The following is a 25,110-nucleotide window of genomic DNA, read 5'->3' as shown; positions in this document are numbered from 1 at the left end:
TGCGTCGCCGTGTACCAACGCTCTCTCGGCGGTAAGCTTGCGCCAGATGCGTCATTCTCTGCCTTGAGACGTGACGCCAGCGCCTCCCTGCAACTATCTCTGCCACCACCGGCAGGAGCATGAATGCCCCGAACTGCCGCTGCACCCGATGTTTCACCCTCCCCCACCGATGCCACTGCATCGGCAGAATTCGTGCCACGCCGCTGGCTGGAGACACTGGCACGTGCCGGTGGCCGCTGGCCCCAGCTCGCCATCCTGTGCGCCCTGCTCTCGACACTGGTGCTGCTCGCCCAGGCCTGGGCCATCGCCCGTCTGGCCCAGGGCGTGGCGATCGACCGCGAAGGCCTGGCGACACTATGGCCGGCCATCGCGGTGCTCGCCGCCAGTCTCTCGCTGCGCGGCGCGCTCACTGGCCTGCGTGGCTATGCCGGCACCCGCGCCAGCCAGCAGATCCGCCGTCGCCTGCGCGAGCGCCTGTTGCAGCGCTTCGCCGAACTCGGCCCGCTGTGGGTGCGTCGCCAGCATCGCGCCAGCATCGCCAACCGCGCCTGGGACCAGGTCGAGTCACTGCACGGCTACTACGCCGACTTCCGCCCGCAGACACGCCTCGCGGGGCTGATTCCGCTGATGCTGCTGTGCGTGGTGTTTCCGCTCAACTGGGCGGCCGGCCTGATTCTGGCCACCACCGCACCGCTGGTGCCGATCTTCATGATTCTGGTCGGCATCGCGGCGCGCAAGCGCTCGCAGGAGCAGTTCCGGGAGATGGACCGCATGGGCCGCCACTTCATGGACCTGCTCACCGGCCTCAAGACCCTGAAGCTGTTCGGCAGCGCCAGACGCGGCCCCCAGGTCGAGGCGGTCAGCCATGCCTTTCGCAAGCGCACCATGCGCGTGCTGCGCCTGGCCTTCCTGTCCTCCACGGTGCTGGAATTCTTCACCGCGGTGTCCATCGCGCTGCTGGCGGTCTACCTCGGCTTCCATTTCCTCGGCCATCTGCAATTCGGCACCTGGGGCGACTCACCGCTGACCCTGCAGACCGCACTCTTCATTCTGGTGCTGGCGCCCGAGTTCTATCAGCCGCTGCGCGAGCTGGGCGTGCACTATCACGCCAAGGCCGAGGCCGAGGCTGCCGCCAGTGACCTCGCCCCCATCGTCGGCAGTGCCCCCTTCACGCAAGAGGCCGAGGCTGGCGCACAGGCGCACAATGCCATCAGCGACCTGCCCGCGGTGCGCCCTCAGACCCGCAAGTTGCACTCGCTGATGCTGGAAGAGGTCTGTGTGCGCTATCCCAATCAGTGGAACCGCCAGCCCAGCACACTGACTCCGCCGGCACTCGGCCCGCTGACCCTGCGGATCACCCAGGGCGAACGTGTCGCGCTGACCGGTGCCTCCGGTTCCGGCAAGTCGACGCTGCTCAATCTGCTGCTCGGCTTCGTCGAAGCCAGCGATGGCCTGCTGTATCTCAACGGCCATCCGCTGAGCCACGGCCTGCCGCCGGGCATGGCGACCTGGGTCGGTCAGGAGACGGTGGTCCTGTCCGGCACGCTGGCCGACAACCTGCGTCTGGCCAGGCCTCACGCCAGCGACGCACAGCTCGAAGCGGCGCTGGACAATGCCGACCTGCTTGACTGGTACCAGCACCTGCCGCGTGGGCTCGAGACGCGCCTTGGCGAGGGCGGCCAGGCGCTGTCCGGCGGCCAGGCACGTCGCCTGTCACTGGCCCGCGCCTTCTTGCATGACGCGCCGCTGGTGCTGCTGGATGAACCCACCGCCAGCCTGGACGCCGACAGCGAAGCGCGCGTGATCGCCGCGCTCAAGCGTCTCGGCGAGGGTCGCACCCTGCTGCTGCTGACCCACCGGCCCGAGCTGCTGACGCTGTGCCAGCGCCTGATTCACCTGGACGATGGCCAGCTGGTGCAGGACCGCCCGCTCCCCCTCCCGACGCCGCGAGGTGACGCATGAGCCGCGCCATCCGCAAGCCCGCGCCTGACACGCCCGCGGCCGTCACAGCCAGTGAGCCAGCACTGGCCGAGCCGCACGCCGAACAGCGCCCGCGTCTGCGCGAACTGACGCCCTACCTGGCCCTGATGCGCGAGCATCGCGGCTGGCTGGGCATCGGCGCCCTGCTGGCGCTGATCACCCTGCTGGCCGCCACCGGTCTGCTGGCGCTGTCGGGCTGGTTCCTCTCTGCCACCGCCGTGGCCGGCTTGAGCGTCGCCGCCACCCAGGCCTTCAACTTCTTCACCCCGGCGGCAGGCGTGCGCGGGCTGGCACTGGCGCGCACCGCCGGGCGCTATGGCGAGCGCGTCACCACCCACGAAGGCACGCTGCGTCTGCTGGCGAGCCTGCGTCGTCGCCTGTTCGAGGCCATCGAGCCACTCTCCCCCGCCGCCCTGCAGCATGCCGGTCAGGGAGAGCTGATGACCCGCCTGGGCGCGGATGTCGACGCTCTCGACAGCCTCTACGTGCGCGTATTGATTCCCTCGCTGGTGGCGGTCTGCGCCATCCTCGCCGCCGGCACGCTGATCGGCATCTTCGCGCCGACACTGGCGCTGGTCGCGGTGATCGGACTGGTACTGACTGGCGGAATGGTGCCGTGGCTGGCCTGGTGGCGTGGCAGCCATGACGCCATGCGGCATCAGTCCTCGGCCAGCCGCCTGCGCGCGCGCCTGCTGGAGCGCCTGCAGGGACTGGGCGAGCTGGTGATCTATGGTCGCTGGAATGAAGAGCTTGAGCGCCTGGCCGAGCAACAGGCCGAGCGGGATAGCATCGAGCGCGCCCAGGCACGCCGTCAGGCACTGGCCAGCTGGCTGAGCCACAGTCTGCTGGGGCTGACGCTGGCCGGGGTAGCGCTACTCGGCGTCATGCAGATGGCGCCATATGCGAACACCGACATGACGATGCATTCTGGCGAGCTGCTCGATGGTCGCCTGCTGGCGCTGTTCCTGCTGGCGGTGCTCGGCGCCTTCGAGGCGCTGGCGCCACTGCCGCTGGCCTGGCAGGGGCTCGGTCGCTGCCTGTCGGCGGCCGCGCGTCTCAACAGCGTGCAGGCCAATACGCCGGCGGCTCAGTTCCCCAATCCCTCCGAGGCTGCCACGCCGGTGGGACACGCCTTGGAGATCGAGCAGCTGAGCGTCACCCACGGCGATACGCCGGTGCTTGAAGAGCTTTCCCTGACGCTGGCTGCAGGCGAGCATCTGGCACTGCTCGGCCCGTCCGGCAGCGGCAAGAGCACCCTGCTGGACGTGCTCAGTCGCTTCCATATTCCCAGCGCCGGACGCATCACGCTGGGCGGCGTGGCGCTGGACTCGCTCGATGAGGCCACGCTGCGCGCAAGCTTCGCGGTCTGCCCGCAGGACACGCATCTGTTCTGTGCCAGCTACGCCGACAACCTGCGCCTGGCCGCTCCCGAGGCCAGCGATGAGGCACTGACGAGCATGCTGGAAAGCCTTGGCCTCGGCGACTGGCTGGCCCGCCAGCCACAGGGACTGGCCGGCTTCCCGGATGAAGGGGGGCGCTCGTTGTCCGGTGGCCAGCTGCGCCGCTTCGGTGTGGCACGTGCGCTGCTGTCACCGGCGCCGATCGTGCTGCTCGATGAGCCCTGCGAAGGACTGGACCGCACCAGCGCCGAGCAGGTGATGAGCGCGATTCTCGCCGCCTGCGATGGCCGCAGCCTGATCATGATCACCCACCAGCCGCTGGGGCTGGAGCGCTTTGCGCGTCTGGCACTGCTGGAGGCGGGCCGCCTGCAGGAAGACGCCACCCCGACCACGCTGAGCAGCGATTCCCGCCTTGCCAGACTGATGGAGCGCACTGCCTGACGACAGTCACATTCGGCCACTACAGAGGGAGACATGCATGGCAGAAAGCACACTGGAAGATCAGCCATTGGCGGCGGATACCTTCGCGCGCCTGCCACAGGGCTTCTGCGCACTGGTCACCGGTGCCAGCGGCGGGATCGGGCGGGCGCTGATCGCTGAGCTGCTCGCCCATCCCCACTGTGGAAAAGTGCTGGCGGTGAGTCGCGATGTCTCATGCCTGGCGGCACATCCCGAGCTCGAGACGCTGGAGGCCGACCTGACCACCGAGCAAGGCACCGCGCGCCTCGAGCAGTGGCTGGCACAGCAACTGGATGGGGAGCGCGAGACGGGACAGCCACCGGCGCTGATACTCAACGCGCTGGGCCTGTTGCATGACGAGCGCGAGCAGCTATGGCCGGAGAAGCGCCTGGAGGATTTGAGTCTGGCGGCCCTGACGCGCCTGCATCAGGTCAACGCCTTCGCCCCGGCCCTGCTGCTGGGAATGCTGGCGCCACGCCTGCGCCGACGCACGCCGGTGATCTTCGCCTCGCTGTCGGCGCGGGTCGGCTCGATCTCCGATAACCGCAGCGGCGGCTGGTATGCCTATCGCGCCAGCAAGGCCAGCCACAACATGCTGCTCAAGACCGCCGCCATCGAGATCGCGCGCCGCAATCCCGAGGCGCTGCTGGTCGCGCTGCATCCCGGCACCACCGACACCTGCCTGTCGACGCCCTTCCAGGCCCGCGTGCCCGAGGGAAAACTGTTCACGACGGGCTTCGTGGCGCGCCGTCTGTTGCGCGTCGCCTCTGAACTCTCGCCCACCGCCAGCGGCGGCTTCTACGACTGGGCCGGCCAGGCCATCGAGTGGTAACCCTCTCTGTAGTGGCAACGTCAGAGCTGCAGATGCTCCTGGAACCACTCGGTGATGAAATCGAGGTAGGCGCGGGTCTTGTCGGGCAGGTACTTGCGTGAGCGGAACAGCACCACCATCGAGCCATGCTCGTTCCAGTAGGGCTGCAGCAGCGGCACCAGCTCACCGCTTTCCACTGCCGCGCGGGCCGAGAAGGTCGGCAGATAGGCGAGACCGAAGCCGGCCTTGGCCGCCTCCACCACGCCGAGCAGATTGTTGATCACCAGCCGCGACTCCGGCTCCACATCGAAGGGCTGACCATTGAGCGTGAAGCGCCAATGCGCCCCCAGATCGTAATTGCCGTAGAAGATGGTATCGAAGGCACGGATGTCCTGGGGCTGCACCGGCGGCGCATTGACGCGCGCCAGATAGTCCGGCGCCGCATACAGGCCATAGACCACCTTGCACAGCGGGCGCGAGACCATCGAGGAATCCGGCAGCGGCCCCATGCGAATCGCCAGATCCACCGACTCATCGATGGGCTCGAAGCGCTGATCCTCGAGCAGAATCTCGACGCTGACATCCGGGTAGCGACGCATGAAGGCGGTGGTCGGCGCGGCCAGATACATGAAACCGAACGACACCTGTGCCGACACCTTGAGCTGGCCCATCGGCTGCGAGGTGACGGACTGCACGCGGGCCTCGGCGGACTCCAGCTCCTCGCGGATGCGCAGGCCGTGCTCGTAGTAGATGCGCCCCGCCTCGGTGAGATGCAGCTTGCGGGTCGAGCGATTGATCAGGCTGACGCCCAGCTGCTCTTCCAGTGCCGCCACCCGTTTGGAGGCCAACGACTTGGAAATTCCCAGTCGCCGTGCCGCCGCCGTGAAACTGGCCGCGCGCACGACCTCGACGAATACGCGCAATGCATCAAGTGTCGCCATCTGTCTCCCTCACCCTCGCTGTGCAACCGCCATGGCCCCCTGAATACGGCCAGACACCCCATCACCCCTTAAGGTTTCCAATATGGAAACCCTAGTTTTCGATTGTACGCGCTTATTCTCCAAAGCGCGGCACCCTATACTGTGCGCCACGAACATGCGGGAGCAGGCGCGCCGCGGCATCGGCCGCCTGCTCCCGGACTAGACCGACGACGGCCGGGCCTGCGTGGCGCAGCCCGACCGTCCAGGTTCGCGCTCAGGTAGTTGCACTGCTCATCCCACCGATTCCCGGTGACTGGTCTGCATGGCGACGCCCCCACGCGCGGTTTCGCTGTCGGCCCATCCCGGGCCTCGGTGGCGATCTTCAGTGTTGTAATGCAAGTTTCTTGTGCGCCTGGCCGTCTCACGACGCCAGGCGCTTTTTTTATGCCTGTCTTCAGTGACTTACAGCCACTTCTTCCACTTGAAGAACAGATAGGTCGAGAGCGCCGACACGCCCATCAGGCACAGCGCGAAGGGATAGCCCCAGTTCTCATCCAGCTCCGGCATCCAGTGGAAGTTCATGCCGTAGATGCTGGCGATCAAGGTCGGCGGCATGAAGACTACCGCCGCCACCGAGAAGATCTTGATGATGCGGCTCTGATCGAGGTTGGTGAAACCGATCGAGGCATCGAGCAGGAAGTTGACCTTGTCGAAGATGAAGGTGGTGTGCGGATTGAGCGAGTCGATGTCGCGCAACATGTCGCGAATCTCCTGACGTCGCGACTTCTGACGTGGCGCCGAGGGCAGATGGCGCGTCAGCTGACGCAGCAGGCGCTGACTGTCCAGCAGCGACTGGCGCACCTTGTCGTTGTAGCGCTCCTGCAACAGGATGCCGTGCAGGGTGTCTTCCAGCGCCTCGGGGTGCACCGCCTGCTTGCCCAGCGCTTCCAGCGCCCGGTAGATATCCTCGATCTCATCGGCCAGGTAATCGACCTTCATCGCCAGCAGCGCCAACAGCACCTCCCAGCCATCCTCCGGACTCAGTCGCTGGCGACGCAGGTGATTGCGGAACAGCCGCAGCAGGCCGATGTCCTCGTGGCGCATGCTGATCAGCTGGCGCCCATGCAGATGGAAGGCGACGTTGGCCGTCTGCGGCTCGCGCCCCTTGCGATGCGGAAACAACGAGACGACGTGGATGCCATCGCCTTCCAGATAGAAGCGCGACGACGACTCGATCTCCTCCAGCTCCTCGACATCAGGCAGCTCCACCGTGAACTGCTCACTCACCCAGCGCTTTTCCTGCTCATCCGGCTCGCAGAGATCGATCCACAGCACATCACTTCGCACCAGAATCGGTGGCGCCAGCTCGTCATCGGCCAGCAACCCGGCATGCAGGGCAGCCGCTTCTTCAGCGCTGTCCGCCAGGCGCGGCGGCGCATCGGGCTGGCCGGGCTGCGGGTCGGGCAACACGATATGTTCGCCGCGCAGGCGGCCATCATCGTGCAGTCGATAGAGTGTGATCATGATGACTTCCTCGAAAAGCCCCGCGGGTCGCGCCTGCGCACTGACTGATGACAATGACTGGCCGCAATGGCCAACCGTCTGAAAAGGCAGCGAAACCCGGGCGCCTTGGCGGCGTGCGAATAGGATGTCGTCATTCTAAACGAGATGGCGCGCCAGCGGAGGCCGAGCGACGAGGCGTTATCAAGCACGAGGGCGTGAGCGCGAGGTCGCGTGCGAGAGATCGCCCGCAGGAGTGATTGAGCGAGTGATCGTGCGAGAGAGCGAGCGAGTGAGGGAGATAGCCCGCCAGAGCAGCGTGTGGCGGCCAGACACGAAAAAAGGCGACTCGTGAGAGTCGCCCTAAGACCGTGACTAGCTTGATGAGGAGAAACCCGAACAGGGGCCTGACTCCGCTGTTCTGGCTACCGCATTCCATGGCGGGAAGCGATGAATCCAGATTATGCTCTCCAGCAGACGCCGTCAATAATAATGAGAAATATTTTCATTAGCATTGAGTCAGCGTTTATCTCACGCGCCGCTGGCCTCCCCTCACCGGCTGACGTATCATGGCGCCAGAATATCAAGGTCGTGACTGGCCTGATGAGACGCTTGCCAGGGACCTGACATCCAAATCTGGTGAGCACGAAGCACCGCTCGACTCGCAAGCCTTCCTCCCTGTCATTGGCAGACGGAAAGCGAGTGAATCGAGAAGCGCTTCCGGACGCCTCCCTCGTGCAAGCGAAGGAGGCGTCTTTTTTTGCGCATAAAAAAGCGGCCCACCCCGTAGGATGAGCCGCTGGCAAGGACCGTAAAACTGTCTGATGAGAAGCCTCCCGGCCAGGGGCCTGACTCCGCTGGCCGGGACACCGCTACCCATGGCGGGGAAGCGATGACCCCAGAATATGACCCGCGGGCTCAGACGTCAACACTAATGAGAAATATTTTCATTAGCATTGGAGAGTCAGGCACTTGCCGTGCCCTCTCGCCTCAGTTTCAGCCCTGCTTGTGCCACTCGAACTTCTTGAACGGCTCGTCGATCGGCGTCTCGGCCAGGTGATTGGTGTAGTTGCTCATCACCTTCTGGGACAGGCCCAGAATCACTTCCAGCACATTGCGCTTGGTATAACCGGCATCGAGGAAGGTCTGCACGGTGGCGTCATCGACGAAGCCACGCTCACGCACCACGGCCAGCGTGAAGGTACGCAGGGCTTCAAGACGCTCAGTCGGCAGCGGCGTCTCGTTGCGCAGCGCCTCGATGATGGCGTCATCCACTTTCATCGACTTGGCGATACCGGTATGCGCCGGCACACAGTAGTGGCAGTTGTGCTCGACGTTGATGGTCTGCCACACGACGGTGGTCTCTTCATCATCGAAGCTGCTGTCGAGGAACAGCTGGTGCAGCACCTGGTAGCCTTCCAGCAGGCCCGGCGCTTCCGCCATCACGGCGTGCAGGCCCGGCACCATGCCGAAGGCTTCGACGGACTTGCCGAGCAGCGGCTTGCTGTCCTGCGGGGCATTGTCGGCGGTATAGAGTGTGAAATCTGTCATGAGAACTCCTTCGGAATGATGAGCCAGATGCGCGGAGCCTCAGGGGCGGGCTGCCAGTCAATGGCATGAAGCCTTGAGCAGCGCCCCTGGGGATGCAGGGCAAGATATGAGCAAACGCTCAAAATAACGCCTGTCAATCCGCTGCACTGCGTTGTCGGGGAACACACTAGCTGGATTTGAGCGATCATTCAAGTTAAACTTGAGTACTCACTCAATACCTTGCTCCTTGCAGACCGCCCGCTTCGCCAAGCCGTGCGAAGACAGGCGTCACTCGCGAGCCCCATCGTCAGGACAGCCATGCCACGCGCGACCTTGCACAACCGCCAGGATTCCCTCGAACGGGCGCTAAATCTCTTCTGGCAGAAGGGCTTTCATGCCACTTCGCTGAAGGATATCGAGCACGCGCTCGACATGCGTCCCGGCAGCATCTACGCCACCTTCGGCAGCAAGGATGGCCTCTTCCAGGAAGCACTGGACTGCTACTCCGCGCGCAGCCTGCGCGAGATGGAAAGCCTGATGGCCAGCCACGAATCGCCATTGACCGCTCTCGCCACCTATATCCGCAAGCTCGGCGGACTGCGCGACTGCGAGGTACCGTCCCGCGCCTGCATGCTGGCCAAGAGCCTGCTGGAACTCGGCGAGCGTGAACAGGCCGCCCGCGACAAGGTCGAGATGCTGCTCGCCAACATGGAAGCCCGCTTCCGCCAGGCCTTCGCGGACGCCCGCGACGCCGGTGAACTCATCGACCCCGAGCGCCCCGCGCACCAGCCGGAACGCCTCGGCCGTCGCCTGCAAGCCGAAGTCATGGGCCTGCGCGCCTACGCCCAGCGCGAAGGCGAAAGCGAAGCCGTCCGCCAGCTCGCCGAAGACATCGCTCAGGATATCGAGGCGCTGAAGGTCAACAACACGCATTGAGCCATGAGCGGCGCATTGGCTCGCGGCTCCCTCTGACTCGGCGCTCGCCTCACAAGCTGCTAGAATCACCGCCCGCTTGTCTCGACAGCGCCTGCACCTGATGCTCCGATCCCTGCTCCCACACCAGCCGATATGACTGCCATGCCGATGACACCGATTGACCGCACCTTTTCCGTTGCGCCGATGATGGAATGGACGACCCGTGACTACCGCGCCTTCGCGCGCGTGTTGAGCCGTCGTACGCTGCTGTACACGGAGATGGTGACCACCGGGGCATTGCTGTTCAATCCGGACCGCGAGCGCTTCCTGGGTCACGACGAGACGGAGCATCCGCTGGCGTTGCAGCTGGGTGGCAGCGACCCGCAGGCGCTGGCCGAGTGTGCGGCGATCGCCGAGAGCTGGGGCTATGACGAGGTGAACCTGAATGTCGGCTGCCCGAGTGACCGTGTGCAGAACAACATGATCGGTGCCTGTCTGATGGGCCATCCGGAGCTGGTGGCCAGGTGCGTGGCGGCGATGCAGGCGCAGGTGAAGATTCCGGTGACGGTGAAGTGTCGCATCGGGATCGATGATCAGGATGAGGACGCCGACCTCGAGCGCTTCATCACCACCGTGGCCGATGCCGGCTGCGACACCTTCAGCGTGCATGCGCGCAAGGCATGGCTGCAGGGCCTGTCGCCGAAGGAGAACCGCGATGTGCCGCCGCTGAACTACGGCCGCGTGCACCGCCTCAAGCAGGCGCACCCGTCCTTGCATATCGGTATCAACGGCGGCCTGAAGCTGATGGACGAGCTGCACGAACAGCTGGAGCACGTCGACAGCGTGATGGTCGGCCGTGAGGCGTACCACAACCCCTGGTTGCTGGCGACGGTGGACAGCGAGCTGTACGGCGAGGCCGAGAATCCGCACACCAGCCGCCACGATGCGCTGCGTGCCTTCCGCCCCTACATCGAGAAGCGTCTCGCCGAAGGCGTGCGCCTCAACCACATCAGCCGCCATCTGCTGGGGCTGTTCCAGGGTCAGCCGGGCGGTCGCCAGTTCCGCCGTCATGTCTCCGAGAACGCCCACAAGCCAGGCGCGGGCATCGAGGTCATCGATGACGCCATGGCGCGCGTGCCGGAGCACCGGCCCGAGGCACAGGTCGAGCAGGCCTGATCGAGCTGGCCTGTTCGCGCCGCTTCTGCTCTGTCTCTTCTACCCTCTCTTCTTCCCTCTCTATTCTGCCCTGTCCTCTTGAGAGCGGCGCTTTCAAGAGACAGTCCCTCGACACCCGGCCCTCGCGCCGGGTGTCGTCGTCTCAGCAGTCAGCAAAGTGGCGGCACTGCACTGTCAGGCGTGACACCAGACGCAACCCTGCGTCGCCATCTAAGCTAATAACCCCTTAAATACCAACAACATGCATGACTTTCGTTTGATTGTCTGACAAAGCCATCTCACGCAGAATGGCTGACCATACGGACAACAACCGGTCTCGACATCGTCACGCCATGCTCGCGTGATGTCAGCCACACAACTGCTCCGTCATCGGCGATTCCTCCACAGTCCTCCTCTGCAGACCTGTGGGCCGGTCCATGCAGTCCCGTCATCCGGGCTGCGCTGCTTCTGCTGACACTTCCTTCGAGGTTCCATGTCCACACACTCCCCTACCGGAGCCAACAGCCGTGAGCTGTTCGGGCATCCGGCCGGACTCTATCTGCTGTTCTCCACAGAACTGTGGGAACGCTTCTCCTACTACGCCATGCGTGCCCTGCTGGTGCTCTATCTCACCGATGCCGTCACCAGTGGCGGTCTGGGCTGGAATCAGGGCGACGCCCTGCAGCTGTACGGCATCTTCACGGGCCTGGTGTACATCACGCCGATGTTCGGCGGAGCGCTGGCCGACAACTGGCTAGGTGCCCGCCGTGCGATCCTGATCGGGGGTCTGATCATGGCGGCCGGGCAATTCGTGCTCGCCGTGCCGCCGGCCATGAGCGGTCTCGATCCCGAGATGCTGCTGTATATCGGGCTCGGCCTGCTGATCGTCGGCAATGGCCTGTTCAAGCCCAACATCTCCACGATGGTCGGCGACCTCTATCAACAGGGCGATCACCGCCGTGATGGCGCCTTCACCATCTTCTACATGGGCATCAACATCGGTGCGCTGCTGTCGGGCATCGTCGCGGGCTCCATGGCCGAAGGCTATGGCTGGAACGCCGGCTTCCTGGTGGCCGGTATCGGCATGCTGCTGGCGGTCGCCATCCAGCTCATCTTCGCGCCGCGCCATCTGGGTGACCTGGGGGTCGAACCCAGCGCCCGCCGTGAGGCACGCCTGAGCAAGAGCAACAACCGCAAGACACCGCTGAGTCGCGAAGAGCGTGACCGCATCAAGGTCATCATGGTGCTGGGCCTGTTCACCATCCTGTTCTGGGCCGGTTTCGAGCAGGGCGGCGGCCTGATGGCGCTGTATGCCCAGGACTACACCGACCGCATGCTGATGGGCTTTGAAGTGCCGGCGGCCTGGTTCCAGTCCCTCAATCCGCTGTTCATCATCCTGCTCTCGCCGCTGCTGGCGGGTCTGTGGACGCGCATGGACAACCGCGAGCCCAGCTCGCCGGTCAAGTTCGCCTTCGGCCTGATCGCCCTCGGCATCGGCTTCGTGTGCATGATCGGCGCGGTGCTGGAGCAGAAAGCGGCGGGCAGCGCCTCGATGATCTGGCTGGTCGGCGCCTTCTTCTTCCACACTCTCGGCGAGCTGTGCCTGTCGCCGGTGGGGCTGTCGATGGTCACCAAGCTGTCACCGGTGCGCATGGGCGCGCTGATGATGGGTGCCTGGTTCGCCTTCGTGGCGCTGGCCAACTATCTGGCCGGCATGATCGGCTCGCTGGTCGGCGAAGCCGGTGCCATGAGCGTGTTCGGCGGCATCGCCATCACCGGCGTGCTCGGCGGCCTGCTGCTGCTGGTGTTCGCCGGCAAGCTGGTGGACTGGATGCACGGCGCGGAAGCGCGTCATGACGGCCAGCTCGAGACCCAGACCAGCCACGGCTGAGTGCTCCGTGACTGTCGGTTTCGACCCCACGAGATTCTCTGCTGCAACGCAAACGCCCCGCTCGATGAGCGGGGCGTTTGCGTTATCACTGCCAGCAACAGGGCAATAAACGGGCATGAAGCGCCTAGATGGAGTCCGGCTCGAACAGCTGCTGGAAGTTGTCGACGGCGCTCTCGGCATCGTCGATCGCATGGAAGCGCGCCACGTGATAGAGCGCCTCGCCCTCGTTGGCCAGCGGCAGATTGGCCATGCCGATGATGATGCCATCCGCGGGTGACAGCACCTCGCTTTCGCTGTTGCCGAAGGGGTCGGCGACGATGCCCAGCACCTGATGCTTCTCGACGCGGTCCCCCAGGCCCACGCGGCTCTGGACGATGCCATCGATGGAGGCACGCGCCCAGCTGGAGCCGTTGGACATCTCCACCGCACGCGAGCTGGGCTTGCGGTCGCGGTCCTTGGCCAGCATGCCGATGGAGCGCATCACGCGCTTCACGCCGCTGACCCCCGGGCGAATCGCCCACTCATCGAAGCGCAGCGCCTCACCGGCCTCATAGGTGATGACCGGCACGCCGCGCTCGCTGGCATAGGCGCGCAGACTGCCCTCGCGCAGCTCGGCATTCAGCAGCACCGGTGCGCCGAAGGCGTCCGCCATCTGACGCGTGGCATCACTGCCGGTCATGGTGGCGCGAATCTGCGGCAGATTGGTGCGATGAATCGCGCCGGTGTGCAGGTCGATGATGTGGGTGGCCTGATCGGCGATCTGCTCACGGAACAGCGCCGCCACCCGCGAGCCCAGCGAGCCGCTCTCACTGCCCGGGAAGCAGCGGTTGAGATCACGGCGGTCCGGCAGGTAGCGCGTGTGCTGCACGAAACCGAACACGTTGACAATGGGCACCGCGATCAGGGTGCCGCGCAGCCGCGAAAGGCTGGAACTCTTGAGCAGCCGACGCACGATCTCGACGCCGTTGATCTCGTCACCGTGGATGGCACCGCACACCAGCAGCACCGGGCCGGGCTGGCGACCATGCACCACCTCGACGGGGATGTGCAGCGGCGCATGGGTGTAGAGCTTGGCGACAGGCACATCGACCTGGGCCCGCGTTCCCGGCGCGATGCGGGTACCGCTGATTTCAAATGGAGCGCGTGACATCGCCACCTCAGAGATTGTTCGACCAACGAGCGGCAGGCACTGCGACATGCCCGCCAGATCAGGCTACTCGCCCAGTGTCTCGAAAGAAAACACTGTGCGACATGCGCCTTTTAGCGCATTGGTGCGCCAAGGGAAAGACTTCATTGCAGCGTGTCGGGATGAAGCGCGGCCAGAATTGTTCAACAATGGGCCTTCACGACTCACCTTGCCCGCCCTCTCGACATGAGATGCCCGTGACCGATTCTCTCGATGCCCTGCTGACACTGCCCGATTACTCTGCGCTGGCCTGGAGCGCGATCATCTTCTCGACCTACCTGACCGGCATCTCCAAGGGCGGCTTCGCCGGTGGCTTCGGCTCGCTCTCGGTGCCGCTGATGGCGCTGGCCATCGGGCCGCTGGAAGCCGCCGGTATCCTGCTGCCGCTGTTGCTGGTGATGGACTTCCTGAGCTCCCGCGCCTGGTGGGGCAAGCAGCTGTGGTCGGAGGTGCGCATCATCCTGCCCAGCGCCGCCATCGGCATCGCGGTGGGCGTGGTGCTGTTCGATGAGCTGGACGAGAACATGATTCGCGGGCTGCTGGGCGTCATCTCTCTGCTGTTCGCCGCCTATATGCTGTTCAAACCGACAGCCAGCAAACCGCTGCCCCGCTGGCTGGCCATTCCTGCCGGAGCCACCGCCGGCTTCACCAGCTTCTTCGCCCACGCCGGCGCCCCGCCCTACAACCTGTACATGATTCCGCGCCAGCACCCCAAGGAGACCTTCATTGCCACCACGGTGATCATCTTCGCTGGCATGAACCTGATGAAACTGGGCCCCTACGTGGCGCTGGGCGAGATCAACCTCACCAGCCTCTCCACCTCGCTGCTGCTGGTGCCGGTGGCCTGGGCGGGGGTCAGAAGCGGCCTGTGGCTGCAATCCCGCGTCAACGAGAAGCTGTTCTTCCGCCTGATCATCATCGCGATGGCGCTGGTGGGTGTGCAGCTGATCTACAAGGCCTGGGGCTGACGGCCACAAGGCCCATCACGCCCTGACGATCACTGCCGCCAGCCATTGAAACTCCCGGTACGGCCCTTGAGACCGAGCGCTGGAAGCCCCCTTGAGAACGATCGAGACAACGCCATGACACACCACATCAGCTACTACCACGCCCATCTCTATTACACCGATGAGCAGAGCCTGGCCGCCGCTCGCGAACTGGCGGCCCAGGCCGAACAGCGCTTCACGCTGCGCGTCGGGCGCTTCCACCAGCAACCGGTCGGCCCGCACCCGCTGTGGAGCTGTCAGCTGTCCTTCCTGCCTGAGGAATTCGGGCGCATCATCCCGTGGCTGGCACTCAACCGCGGCTCGCTGGATATCTTCGTGCACGCCGGCACCGGCGATGACCTCTTCGATCACACCCAGGGCGTGATGTGGCTGGGCAACTCGCATACGCTGAATCTCGCTGCCTTCGCCAGCGAGTGAGACCGCGGCAAGCATTGAGCCCGCGGCAAGCATTGAGACCCGGACGATGGTTGACGCCCACCGCGGGTCTGACACGCTATCATCGCCTGACACCACTGACTCAAGGATGCCCCCATGACGCGACTGCGCCGCCTTCCCTCTCGTGCTGCCCTGCTGGGTGTGATCGCCTCAGGCCTGCTGTTGGCCGGCTGTGATGACAACGAGGTCGGGGATGTCTCGCTGGGCCTGTTCACCACCAAGGACATCAAGATCGAGAGCCTGATCGACCCCAAGGTGCCGGGCGTGACCTGCCATCTGAGCAACATCGAGGCGGACCTCGACTTCTCCGATCCCTCCGACATGAGCATCGCCTGCCGCCAGACCGGCCCGATCACGGCGGAGATGATCGCCGACATCGATACCTCCAAGAGTGGCGAGGAGGTCTATCGCAAGTCCAAGAGCGTGCTGCTCAAGAGCCTCAAGATTCGTCGCATTCTGGATCGCGACTCCCAGAGCCTGCTCTATATCGCCTACAGCACCAAGGAAACCAGTGGCAGCTTCAAGCATGCACTGAGCAGCGTGCCGCTGTGGGGCAGCGACGCCTGGCAGGCACCGGCAGCGCAGTGAGTCGCCTCGGCGCCTGAATCAAGCGCCGACTCATCAAGCTCTGATTAATCAAGCCCTGACTCATCAAGCGAAAGCTTCACCATCATCCCTTGAAGTTGTGGGGTGTCGCTCCAAGGTCTTGTGCAACGGCTAGCCAGCCGGATTTTCATTCGCATGACGCAAAGGAGTGACACACGATGTCGAGCCCGGAGCACAAGCAGAAGATCTGGAAGCTGATCAAGGATGTGAAGGTCGGCATGTTGGTGACGCAAGGCGACGGCATGCCCCACGCCCGCCCGATGCATCTGGTGCAGGATGACTACGACGGCACCCTGTGGTTCTTCACCCGCGCCAGCGCCGAGAAGGTGTTTGAGGCCAGGAAGGACAGCGAGGTCTGCCTGAGCTTTTCCGATCAGGATGATGGCGTCTACGTGTCGCTGAGCGGTCATGCCAATCTGCACCGCGATCAGGGCCTGATCGACAAGTTCTGGAACCCGTTCGTGGCCGCCTGGTTCCCGGAAGGCAAGGATGACCCCGACGTCACCCTGCTGGAGATCTCGGTGCAATCCGGTGAGCACTGGAAGGCCAAGGAGAGCAAGGCCTATCAGCTCTACGAGGTGGCGCGTGCCAACCTCGACAAGGACCACACCCCGGACATGGGCGAGAACGAGAAATTCGGCACGGTGTAAGCTAAAGCCCGAGCTCGTCAGAGAGAGCTCTTTGCAGTGCCCGCGTGAGAGTCAACGCACACGGCCATGCCAGACACGACAACGCCAGCCCTCGGGCTGGCGTTGTCGTGTCTGGCAGCCTGCCGCTTCCAGCAGGCCTGTCATCGGTGGTGAGGATTCAGGCCAGCGAACGCCTCAGGCCTTCATGTCGAGCACGATGCGCCCTTCGATCTTGCCGTCGATCATGCGTCCGAAGATGTCGTTGATGTCCTCGAGCTTGCCGGTCTGCACGGTGGCGGCGACCTTGCCTTCCGCGGCGAAGTCCAGCGCCTCCTGCAGGTCCTGACGCGTGCCGACGATGGAACCACGCACCGTGATGCCATTGAGCACGGTGGAGAAGATCGGCAGCGGGAAGTCGCCCGGCGGCAGGCCGTTGAGCACCAGGGTGCCGCCACGGCGCAGCATGTTCTGGGCCTGATCGAAGGCCTTGGGCGACACCGCCGTCACCAGCGCCCCATGCGCGCCGCCGATCTCGCGCTTGATGACGCTCGCCGGGTCTTCCTTCATGGCATTGACGGTCACGGTCGCACCCAGACGGCGGGCCAGTTCCAGCTTGGCATCATCCACATCCACCGCCGCCACGTTCAGGCCCATGGCGCGTGCATACTGCACCGCCATATGTCCCAGCCCGCCGATGCCCGAGATCACCACCCACTGGCCGGGGCGGGTGTCGGTCATCTTGAGTCCCTTGTAGACCGTGACCCCGGCGCACAGCACCGGCGCGATCTCCACGAAGCCCACGCTGTCCGGCAGTCGGCCGACGTAGCCTGCGTCCGCCAGCGTGAACTGGGCAAAGCCGCCATTCACCGAGTAGCCGGTATTCTGCTGGCTCTCGCACAGCGTCTCCCAGCCACCCAGGCAATGCTCGCAGTGGCCGCAGGCCGAGTAGAGCCAGGGCACCCCGACACGGTCGCCTTCCTTGACGTGGGTGACGCCCTCGCCCACCGCGGCGATGGTACCGACGCCCTCATGGCCGGGAATGAACGGTGGATTGGGTTTCACCGGCCAGTCGCCATGCGCGGCGTGCAGGTCGGTATGACAGACCCCGGAGGCGGCGACCTCGACCAGAATCTCGCCACGTCCCGGTCGCGGTACCGCGACCTCCTCGATCACCAGCGGTGCACCGAATTCACGTACCACGGCGGCTTTCATGCTGTTATCCATGACGTACTCCTCATCCATTGAAGACTGACGAACATTCAAGAAAGACGGACATTCAAGACAGACGAACCAGCAGAGTTGCGGCGGAGAGTTGCGGCGTAGAGTGTGGGCTTGCGCCTGCATGCGCCAGCGCCCATGCCGGCGTTTTTTCCAGCGCCCATGCCTGCGCTCAGACCAGCGCCAAGCTTGCCTCTCCATTGAAACCGGACGCAGCGCTCCCTGCCCTGCGCCAGATCAAGCAATCGGATCTGGCGCGGGCATCGATGTCATTTTCTCAAGCAAGAATCGCGGGAGGCGTGCAGCACCACCAGTCGCGGTGGCGCTGCCAGACAGGCCTAGAAGAAGCCGAGCGGATTGATGTCGTAGCTGACCAGCAGGTTCTTGGTCTGCTGGTAGTGCTCCAGTGCCATCTTGTGGGTCTCGCGACCGACACCGGATTTCTTGTAGCCACCGAAGGCGGCATGGGCGGGATACTGGTGGTAGCAGTTGGTCCACACGCGACCGGCCTGGATGCCGCGCCCCATGCGGAAGGCGACGTTCATGTCGCGGCTCCAGACACCGGCGCCGAGACCGAATTCGGTGTCATTGGCGATGGCCAGCGCCTCGGCCTCGTCACGGAAGGTGGTGACGGCCACCACCGGCCCGAAGATCTCCTCCTGGAAGACACGCATCGAGTTGTTGCCCTTGAGCAGGGTCGGCTGGATGTAATAGCCGTTGGCCAGCTCGTTCTCCAGCTGCTCGCTGCTGCCACCGGTGAGCACCTCGGCGCCTTCCTCACGGGCGACATCCATGTAGGACATGATCTTGTCGAACTGCTCGCGGGAAGCCTGGGCGCCGACCTGCACGTCGGTGTCCAGCGGGTTGCCGCGCTTGATGGTCTTCACGCGCTCCATCACCCGGGCCATGAAGTCGTCGTAGATGCTTTCCTGGATCAGGGCGCGTGACGGGCAGGTGCACACCTCGCCCTGATTGAAGAACGCCAGCACCAGGCCTTCGGCGGCCTTGTCGATGAACTCGGGTTCGGCATTCATGATGTCGGCGAAGTAGATGTTGGGCGACTTGCCGCCCAGCTCCACCGTGGAGGGGATGATGCTGTCGGCGGCGCACTTGAGAATGTGCGAACCCACGGGAGTGGAGCCGGTGAAGGCGATCTTGGCGATGCGCTTGCTGGTCGCCAGCGCCTGACCGGCCTCGGCCCCGTAGCCGTTGACGATATTGAGCACGCCCGCCGGCAGCAGGTCACCGACCAGCTCCGCGAGCACCAGAATCGAGGCCGGGGTCTGCTCCGCCGGCTTGAGCACCACGCAGTTGCCGGCCGCCAGCGCCGGGCCGAGCTTCCAGGCCGCCATCAGGATCGGGAAGTTCCACGGGATGATCTGCCCGACCACACCCAGCGGCTCATGGAAGTGATAGGAGACGGTATTGGCATCGATGTCCGCCGCGGTGCCTTCCTGGGAGCGCAGGCAACCGGCGAAGTAACGGAAGTGGTCCGCCGCCAGCGGGATATCGGCGTTCAGCGTCTCGCGCACCGCCTTGCCGTTGTCCCAGGTCTCGGCGACGGCCAGCATCTCGAGGTTCTGCTCGATGCGATCCGCGATCTTGAGCAGGATGTTGGAGCGCTCCTGCACCGAGGTCTTGCCCCAGGCAGCGGCTGCCTTGTGGGCGGCGTCCAGCGCGAGGTCGATATCCTCCGCGCTCGAACGCGGGATACGGCAGAAGGCCTCGCCCGTCACCGGGCTGACATTGTCGAAGTACTCACCCTTCACCGGCTCGACGAAGCGACCGCCGATATAGTTGCCGTAGATATCCTTGAACGTGACCAGCGCATCGGCGCTGCCCGGGGAGGCGTAGATCATGGCGAACTCCTGTTGGCCGGATTCACGAGTGGCGCTCGTGATCGACGGCCTGTTGTTGTCGTTGCTGCGCAGTCGTTGTCGTTACTGAAAAGTCGTTGTCGTGTCAGCGAAACGCCTGTGTTGGCCCTTCTGCAGTGGCCCCGTTGGCGCTGACTCGCTGCCCGATCCATCAAGAGGTACTTGTTCAGGCGACTCTCACAGTCTTGACCACCGACGCCAATCGCGACATGCCCCCATGGGCGGAGACCGTCTCATCCCTTGGGAGGAGAAAAGGAGGGAGAAACGAACGCCGCCATACCGCGAAGGCCGCAAGGCACGACACCACGCCATGACGTTATGCTCAGGATATCGCCCGCCACCGGCCAGGAGCCTCCATGTACCGTCTGTTGATCGCGGATGACCATCCGCTGTTCCGTGATGCCATCAGTCGTACCCTGAGTCTGAGCGTCGCCGATGCCCCCACGCCGCCCTACGAGCTGCTGCAGGCCGCCAGTCTCGCCGAGACGCTCAGCCTCATCGACGCGCATGCCGATAGCCTCGACCTGCTGCTGCTGGATCTCGACCTGCCTGACAGCTACGGCCTGGAAGGCCTGATGCGCTTGCGCCAGGAGGCAGACTGGCTGCCGGTGGCGATACTCTCCGCCCACGAGGCGCGCGAGACGGTGCTGGAGGCCTTGGCACTCGGTGCGGTGGGCTATCTCTCCAAGTCGAGCTCGGCGGAGGTATTGCGCGAGGCACTCGCGCGCATGCTGGCCGGTGAGGTCTATGTACCCGCCCGGCTGATGCGCGCCGCCCCGCGTCCGGCGCTGGCGAGCCAGGCGGCTTCCTCCTCAGCCTCGGCATCGGCCTCAGCACCAGTGCCACCGCCAGCCCCTCAACTTGCGCCGAGCCTCAGCGAGGCGGAATTCGCGCAGCGCTGGCAGACCCTCACCACCAAGCAGCGCGGCGTGCTGGAGCGCATGGTGCTGGGCGAATCCAACAAGATGATCGCCTGGCAGCTGGGCGTGGCGGAAACCACCGTCAAGTCGCATGTCTCCGCCATCCTGCACAAGCTGGGGGTCGCCAGCCGGGTACAGGCGATTCTGCTGGCCAGCCACTCCCTGCCTGCCGTGTCTGGCGCGAGCGCGCCCCCTGCCGCCCCACAACGCGCAACGCCCCGCCGGGGCGCTCACGAATGAGGCACACAGCGGGGCGTTGCGAGGGCCTGCCACCGGCAGGCCTTTTGGACTCACCAAGGCCATAGGGCCTGGAGCATAGAACAGAGGGTGCGGGGCCTACATCAGCTCGCCGACCAGCACATAGCCATTGAGCAGGATGATGATCGCCGCGACCAGCACCCCGATGGCCGTCACCCAGTGACGATTGACCAGGTCTCCCATCAGGCGGCGGTTGGCGGTGAACATCAACAGCGGCACCAGCGCGAAGGGGATCCCGAAGCTGAGTACCACCTGGCTTGCGACCAGCACCTGCTGCTCCGGCAACTCCATCAGGATGATGGCGATGGCCGGTGCCATGGTGATCACGCGGCGCAGCCACATCGGAATGCGGAAGTTGACGAAGCCCTGCATCACCACCTGACCGGACAGGGTGCCGACGATGGAGGAGGACAGCCCCGCCAGCAGCAGCGTGAAGCCGAAGATGAGACTCGCCGCATCCTGACCCATCAGCGGCGACAGCAGCTTGTAGCTCTCGGTGATGGAGGCCACCCCGGTCTCGCCGTTGCCGTGGAAGACCTTGGCGGCCAGCACCAGCATCGCCATGTTGATCAAGCCCGCCAGCGCCATGCCGATGATGACATCCAGCCGGTAGTAGCCCATCACGCGACGGCGCTGACCGCTGTCACGCACCCGGATGCGATTCTGGGACAGCGCGGAATGCAGGTAGATGACATGGGGCATCACGGTGGCACCGAGGATGCCCGCCGCCAGGAAGATGGCGTGGCTATCCGGGAAGTTCGGCGACAGCAGACCGTAGATGATCGGCTCCACCGGCGGACGACTGAGAATGATCTCGAGCAGGAAACCCGCCGAGACCGCCAGAATCATCGCGCCGATGATCATTTCCATCATGCGGAAGCCGAAACGCTGCATCACCAGCACCGCATAGGTGATGGCACCGGTCAGCAGCGCCCCTTCCAGCATGCTGAGCCCGAACAGCAGATTGAAGGCCAGCGCCGCCCCCAGGAATTCGGCCAGATCGGTCGCGATGGCGACGATCTCCGCCTGCACCCAGAAGGCCCACACCACCGGACGCGGGAAGCGTTCACGGATGACCTCAGCCAGATTCTTGCCGGTCGCCAGCCCCAGCCGCGCGGACAGGGTCTGGATCAACATCGCCATCAGGTTGGCCCACAGCACCACCCACAGCAGGGTGTAGCCATAGCGGGAGCCGGCCTCGATGTTGGTCGCGAAGTTGCCCGGGTCGATATAGGCGACGGCGGCGATCATCGCCGGGCCGAGGAATGGCAAGGCGCGGCGCAGGCGGCCAGCGAGACGGACAGGGGAAGCTGTGTGCGCACCACCGGCAGCAGAGGCGTCGCCTTCGCTGCCCAGTGACATGCTTGCGGCATGACGTACGGATTTATCGGACATGACATTCAGCATGGGGGGAAAACCTGCCAGATCAATGACCCGCGAACAGATAAAGAAATATGCGGGAGGCTATATGACCAGCATACACGCCAAATGCCATTGATTCTCATTAAAAATAAGCGTGGTGCTCGATAGGCTCCTTCAATCACCCCCGTGGCGGACGCCTATTTGCCACTGTCTTTGCCTTCTCCCCTTTCCAGTCTCTTCTTGAGGCCCTTTTCCAGCTCCTTTTCCCTCCCCCGTGCAGCATCACTTCCAGCACCTCTGCGCGCGGCTAGCGACGATTGACCAGCAACTGGCGCAGGCGCAGCGGCTTGACCGGCTTGAGCAGAAACCCGAACCCGAGCGCACGCGCGCTGGCCTTGAGCGGCGCCGAGTGGTCCGCGCTGATCACTACCACCGGCAAGCCCGGCCAGCGTTGCCGCAGGCGTTGCGCCTGCTTGAGGCCATCGGGCTGCCCTTCGCCGAGCTGATGATCGACGATCAAGACCTGCGGCGCGGCCACGGCCTGCTGCAACAGCACCTCGGCATCATCGGCGCAGTGGACACTCGCGCCCCAGCCCCCGAGCAATGACTGCATGCCGGCACACACCTCCCGATCATCCTCGACCACCCAGATAACGGTATCGAGCAGCGGCTGCGCGAGCGGTGATGCGCAAGGCTGGCCAGTAGAAGAGGCGTCAGCCGCCGGGCTCACCACACTGGCAGGCTGACGAATCGGCACGCGGACCGCGAAGGCGGCGCCGCGCCCCGGCGTGCTGGTCAGCGACAGGGGGTGCTCCAGCAGGCCGGTGATACGCTTGACGATCGCCAGCCCCAGCCCGAGGCCGCGCTGCTCGTTGTCCTGGCGCGGCGCCAGGCGTCGGAATTCCTGGAAGACCACCTCGCGCTGATGCTCGGCGATGCCGGGGCCGTTGTCGGCCACGGTGATCTCCAGCCAGTCACCGCGACGCCGACACCCCAGCAGCACCCGCCCGCGCGTCGAGCCATCCGGCACATGGCGCAGCGCATTGCTCAGGAAGTTGCGCACCACCCGCGCCAGCAATTGCAGGTCCGACTCGATACTCAGATGACTGGCCACGTAATGCAGCTCGAGCCCACGGGCGGCGCCCAGCTGGCGATATTCCTCGGCGAGCACATCCAGCAGTTCACGCACCGGGAAGATGGCGACATCCGCCGTCAGCACGCCGGCATCCAGCCGCGAGATATCGACCAGCGTGCCCAGCAGACTCTCGACATCTGCCAGCGAACGCCCCAGCCGCGCCACCAGCTCGCCGGGCGTGACGTCAGAAATGGCATCGCCCGGTGAAGCGTCGCCCGGCAGGGAAGCATCCAGTGCCAGCCGCGCCAGTTGCTCTTCCAGGGCGCTGGCGAACAGCCGGGCGGCATTCAGGGGTTGCAGCAGGTCATGGCTGATGGCGGCGAGAAAGCGGGTCTTGGAGTGGTTGGCCGCCTCGGCGGCGGCCTTGGCGGCGGTCAGGCGTCGATTGAGTGCCCCCAGCTCATCGAGGGTGCGATGCAGGGCATCGGTACGCTCGCGCACCTGGTCCGCCAGCAGTACCGCATGCTCGAAGGCGGCGTAGGGCGCGCTCGGTGAAGGACTGCTGGATTCGACCCGCTCGATCAGGGCGGCGTTGATCTTCTCCAGCTGGCGATTGCGCGCCTTGAGGGCGGCAAGTTCGGCGCTTTGAGCGTCCGTCTCGGTCTGAGCGTACGTCTCGGCCAGGGGGCCTGTCTTGGTCAGCAAGCCCTGCTCGGTCAGCGGCGTATCAGGCGACATCCTCTCCTCCCCTGCCGTCGGCAACCGAGCGGCGCTGGCCGATCACCACACCCGTGAAGGTCTGGTTGATGTGCATGCCGTGGTGCTGCTCACCGTAGGTATTGAAGCCGATCACCCGGTGCCGCCTGAGCATGCGCGAGGCCTCATCCTCCAGCGCCAGCGCCTCGATCTCCATGCGCCGCAGGAAGCAGTCGCAGCCGATGGTCAGCGCGGGCGGCCCCAGGCGCGCCTCCACCTCGGCCAGGCGCTGCTCGAGCTGCTCGAGAATCGGCGTGGCCTGCATGGCGGTGAGCACGATGCCGGTCTCCACCGCGCAGTAGAAACTCAGGCTGGCATCGTCATTCACGCGCTGGATGGAGCGCACGTAATGCGCCTCGCCGATGCGCACCGCCAGCGGGCAACGCGCGAAGACCGCCTCCTCCAGCGCCTCGGGCGCGACGCCGGCCAGCCGGGCGTACTCCTCGGCGGCGGGTTCGGCATTCAGCTCCAGCACGCGGCGCGAATCACGATCCACCGCCGTCACCACCAGCTTGTCGGCCAGCGGCGTGAGGTGATGGGTGCTGATGACCTCGAACGGCAGCCGCGTATTGACCACCACCACGACCGCCGCCTGATCATGGAAGACGCCATCGGCGTAGACATAGGTGTGCGACAGGCGATTGTCATCCCCGGCGGAGCCACCGAAGGCGGGAATGCTGCCCAGCGCCGCATCCAGCGTCGCCAGCACCTGCTCCTCGCTGCTCGAGAGCCCGTCGAGCAACGTCAGCGCGAAGCTGTTGCCCATCACCGGCGCCACGGCCTGCTCGCGACAGCGTGCCAGCAACTCATCACTCAGCGCCTGGGCACGCGGAAGATCGAAACCGCTCAGATCATCGATCAGCACCTGCGCCAGCGCGAAGTCACTGCGCGCAATGCCGATGGCGGTGATGGAGCCGCGCGCATAGCCCGCGGGCGTGATCTCGCCGGCGGTGGTGCAGCCGCTCACCGGCACCTCGCCGAAGGTGGCGGCCAGCGCCTGGCCCAGTGCCGCCAGCGGATAATCCGCCGAGCAGAAGAACAGCACCCCGCCGAGCCGCTCGCGATCTCCCAGCGCCAGATCAAGCGTTCGGGCAATCTCGGCCACTGCCGCCTGCGGGTCCTTGAGCTGACTGGCCGCCGTGGCCAGCGCCACGGCATGCATCTCGCTCTGTGGCTGCGCCCTTTCCTTCACGCGACTGCTGACGTCCGTCATGTCCCCT

The 25,110-nt window shown here is 65.0% G+C and carries 20 protein-coding genes; 11 read left to right on the top strand and 9 right to left on the bottom strand.

The window, feature by feature from the left end:
- The first annotated feature begins 123 nt into the window (after nucleotides 1-123).
- The 3 genes from cydD to MSG32_RS12880 are packed head-to-tail and all read left to right on the top strand — an operon-like array spanning nucleotide 124 to nucleotide 4,671.
- Nucleotides 124-1,962, top strand: coding sequence for a thiol reductant ABC exporter subunit CydD (cydD, locus tag MSG32_RS12890; RefSeq protein ID WP_248380081.1), 1,839 nt, complete (start codon nucleotides 124-126; stop codon nucleotides 1,960-1,962).
- Nucleotides 1,959-3,821, top strand: a complete 1,863-nt coding sequence (gene cydC / locus MSG32_RS12885) for a thiol reductant ABC exporter subunit CydC (protein WP_248380070.1) — start codon at nucleotides 1,959-1,961, stop codon at nucleotides 3,819-3,821. The genes cydD and cydC overlap by 4 nt, the downstream gene beginning before the upstream one ends.
- 37 nt (nucleotides 3,822-3,858) lie before the next feature.
- Nucleotides 3,859-4,671 (top strand): SDR family NAD(P)-dependent oxidoreductase, encoded by an 813-nt coding sequence (locus MSG32_RS12880; RefSeq protein WP_248380061.1) that lies wholly within the window; start codon nucleotides 3,859-3,861, stop codon nucleotides 4,669-4,671.
- Between the two features lie 20 nt (nucleotides 4,672-4,691).
- On the opposite strand, the gene MSG32_RS12875 is transcribed toward MSG32_RS12880, so the two are convergent.
- From MSG32_RS12875 to MSG32_RS12865, 3 genes are all read right to left on the bottom strand, one after another.
- On the bottom strand, nucleotides 4,692-5,591 hold the full coding sequence (locus tag MSG32_RS12875) for a LysR family transcriptional regulator (protein WP_043333112.1): 900 nt from the start codon (nucleotides 5,589-5,591) through the stop codon (nucleotides 4,692-4,694).
- A gap of 441 nt (nucleotides 5,592-6,032) precedes the next feature.
- Nucleotides 6,033-7,094, bottom strand: a complete 1,062-nt coding sequence (gene corA / locus MSG32_RS12870) for a magnesium/cobalt transporter CorA (protein ID WP_248380059.1) — start codon at nucleotides 7,092-7,094, stop codon at nucleotides 6,033-6,035.
- Between the two features lie 972 nt (nucleotides 7,095-8,066).
- Nucleotides 8,067-8,621, bottom strand: coding sequence for a carboxymuconolactone decarboxylase family protein (locus MSG32_RS12865; RefSeq protein ID WP_043333113.1), 555 nt, complete (start codon nucleotides 8,619-8,621; stop codon nucleotides 8,067-8,069).
- A 297-nt stretch (nucleotides 8,622-8,918) separates the two neighbouring features.
- Between MSG32_RS12865 and MSG32_RS12860 the strand changes: the two genes are divergently transcribed.
- The 3 genes from MSG32_RS12860 to MSG32_RS12850 all read left to right on the top strand — a co-directional run bounded on the left by MSG32_RS12860 (nucleotide 8,919) and on the right by MSG32_RS12850 (nucleotide 12,561).
- Complete coding sequence (locus MSG32_RS12860; protein ID WP_248380057.1) at nucleotides 8,919-9,536, top strand: TetR/AcrR family transcriptional regulator; 618 nt, start codon at nucleotides 8,919-8,921, stop codon at nucleotides 9,534-9,536.
- A gap of 147 nt (nucleotides 9,537-9,683) precedes the next feature.
- A complete protein-coding gene (dusA, locus tag MSG32_RS12855) occupies nucleotides 9,684-10,691 on the top strand; it encodes a tRNA dihydrouridine(20/20a) synthase DusA (protein ID WP_192838563.1) in 1,008 nt (335 codons plus the stop codon).
- A 472-nt stretch (nucleotides 10,692-11,163) separates the two neighbouring features.
- Complete coding sequence (locus MSG32_RS12850; RefSeq protein WP_248380055.1) at nucleotides 11,164-12,561, top strand: peptide MFS transporter; 1,398 nt, start codon at nucleotides 11,164-11,166, stop codon at nucleotides 12,559-12,561.
- 124 nt (nucleotides 12,562-12,685) lie between these two features.
- Here MSG32_RS12850 and MSG32_RS12845 read toward each other — a convergent pair whose 3' ends face one another.
- On the bottom strand, nucleotides 12,686-13,711 hold the full coding sequence (locus tag MSG32_RS12845; RefSeq protein ID WP_215823831.1) for a succinylglutamate desuccinylase/aspartoacylase family protein: 1,026 nt from the start codon (nucleotides 13,709-13,711) through the stop codon (nucleotides 12,686-12,688).
- A 233-nt stretch (nucleotides 13,712-13,944) separates the two neighbouring features.
- Here MSG32_RS12845 and MSG32_RS12840 point away from each other — a divergent pair, with 233 nt between their 5' ends.
- The 4 genes from MSG32_RS12840 to MSG32_RS12825 all read left to right on the top strand — a co-directional run bounded on the left by MSG32_RS12840 (nucleotide 13,945) and on the right by MSG32_RS12825 (nucleotide 16,445).
- On the top strand, nucleotides 13,945-14,715 hold the full coding sequence (locus MSG32_RS12840) for a sulfite exporter TauE/SafE family protein (protein WP_248380053.1): 771 nt from the start codon (nucleotides 13,945-13,947) through the stop codon (nucleotides 14,713-14,715).
- Between the two features lie 114 nt (nucleotides 14,716-14,829).
- A complete protein-coding gene (locus tag MSG32_RS12835) occupies nucleotides 14,830-15,171 on the top strand; it encodes a DOPA 4,5-dioxygenase family protein (RefSeq protein WP_043333117.1) in 342 nt (113 codons plus the stop codon).
- A 114-nt stretch (nucleotides 15,172-15,285) separates the two neighbouring features.
- Nucleotides 15,286-15,777, top strand: coding sequence for a CreA family protein (locus MSG32_RS12830; protein WP_248380051.1), 492 nt, complete (start codon nucleotides 15,286-15,288; stop codon nucleotides 15,775-15,777).
- Between the two features lie 176 nt (nucleotides 15,778-15,953).
- Entirely contained in the window at nucleotides 15,954-16,445 is a 492-nt protein-coding gene (locus tag MSG32_RS12825) for a pyridoxamine 5'-phosphate oxidase family protein (protein WP_043333119.1), read from the top strand.
- Nucleotides 16,446-16,619: 174 nt separating this feature from the next.
- Here MSG32_RS12825 and adhP read toward each other — a convergent pair whose 3' ends face one another.
- The gene (gene adhP / locus MSG32_RS12820) at nucleotides 16,620-17,648 is read right to left on the bottom strand and encodes an alcohol dehydrogenase AdhP (RefSeq protein WP_172978611.1); all 1,029 of its coding nucleotides are present in this window, start codon (nucleotides 17,646-17,648) and stop codon (nucleotides 16,620-16,622) included.
- Between the two features lie 332 nt (nucleotides 17,649-17,980).
- Nucleotides 17,981-19,501, bottom strand: a complete 1,521-nt coding sequence (locus tag MSG32_RS12815; RefSeq protein WP_054555359.1) for an aldehyde dehydrogenase family protein — start codon at nucleotides 19,499-19,501, stop codon at nucleotides 17,981-17,983.
- A 374-nt stretch (nucleotides 19,502-19,875) separates the two neighbouring features.
- Between MSG32_RS12815 and MSG32_RS12810 the strand changes: the two genes are divergently transcribed.
- Entirely contained in the window at nucleotides 19,876-20,679 is an 804-nt protein-coding gene (locus tag MSG32_RS12810; RefSeq protein ID WP_248380049.1) for a response regulator transcription factor, read from the top strand.
- 96 nt (nucleotides 20,680-20,775) lie between these two features.
- On the opposite strand, the gene MSG32_RS12805 is transcribed toward MSG32_RS12810, so the two are convergent.
- The 3 genes from MSG32_RS12805 to nosP all read right to left on the bottom strand — a co-directional run bounded on the left by MSG32_RS12805 (nucleotide 20,776) and on the right by nosP (nucleotide 25,052).
- A complete protein-coding gene (locus MSG32_RS12805) occupies nucleotides 20,776-22,092 on the bottom strand; it encodes an Nramp family divalent metal transporter (protein ID WP_240548686.1) in 1,317 nt (438 codons plus the stop codon).
- Nucleotides 22,093-22,366: 274 nt separating this feature from the next.
- Nucleotides 22,367-23,872 (bottom strand): hybrid sensor histidine kinase/response regulator, encoded by a 1,506-nt coding sequence (locus MSG32_RS12800; RefSeq protein ID WP_248380047.1) that lies wholly within the window; start codon nucleotides 23,870-23,872, stop codon nucleotides 22,367-22,369.
- On the bottom strand, nucleotides 23,862-25,052 hold the full coding sequence (nosP, locus tag MSG32_RS12795; protein WP_248380172.1) for a nitric oxide-sensing protein NosP: 1,191 nt from the start codon (nucleotides 25,050-25,052) through the stop codon (nucleotides 23,862-23,864). The genes MSG32_RS12800 and nosP overlap by 11 nt, the downstream gene beginning before the upstream one ends.
- Nucleotides 25,053-25,110 lie beyond the last annotated feature (58 nt).

Origin of the sequence: Cobetia sp. 1CM21F, from assembly GCF_023161745.1 — a bacterium.
GTDB lineage: Bacteria > Pseudomonadota > Gammaproteobacteria > Pseudomonadales > Halomonadaceae > Cobetia > Cobetia amphilecti.
The sequence above is the reverse complement of the archived record's forward strand: the minus strand, read 5'-3'. Positions and strand labels throughout refer to the sequence as shown.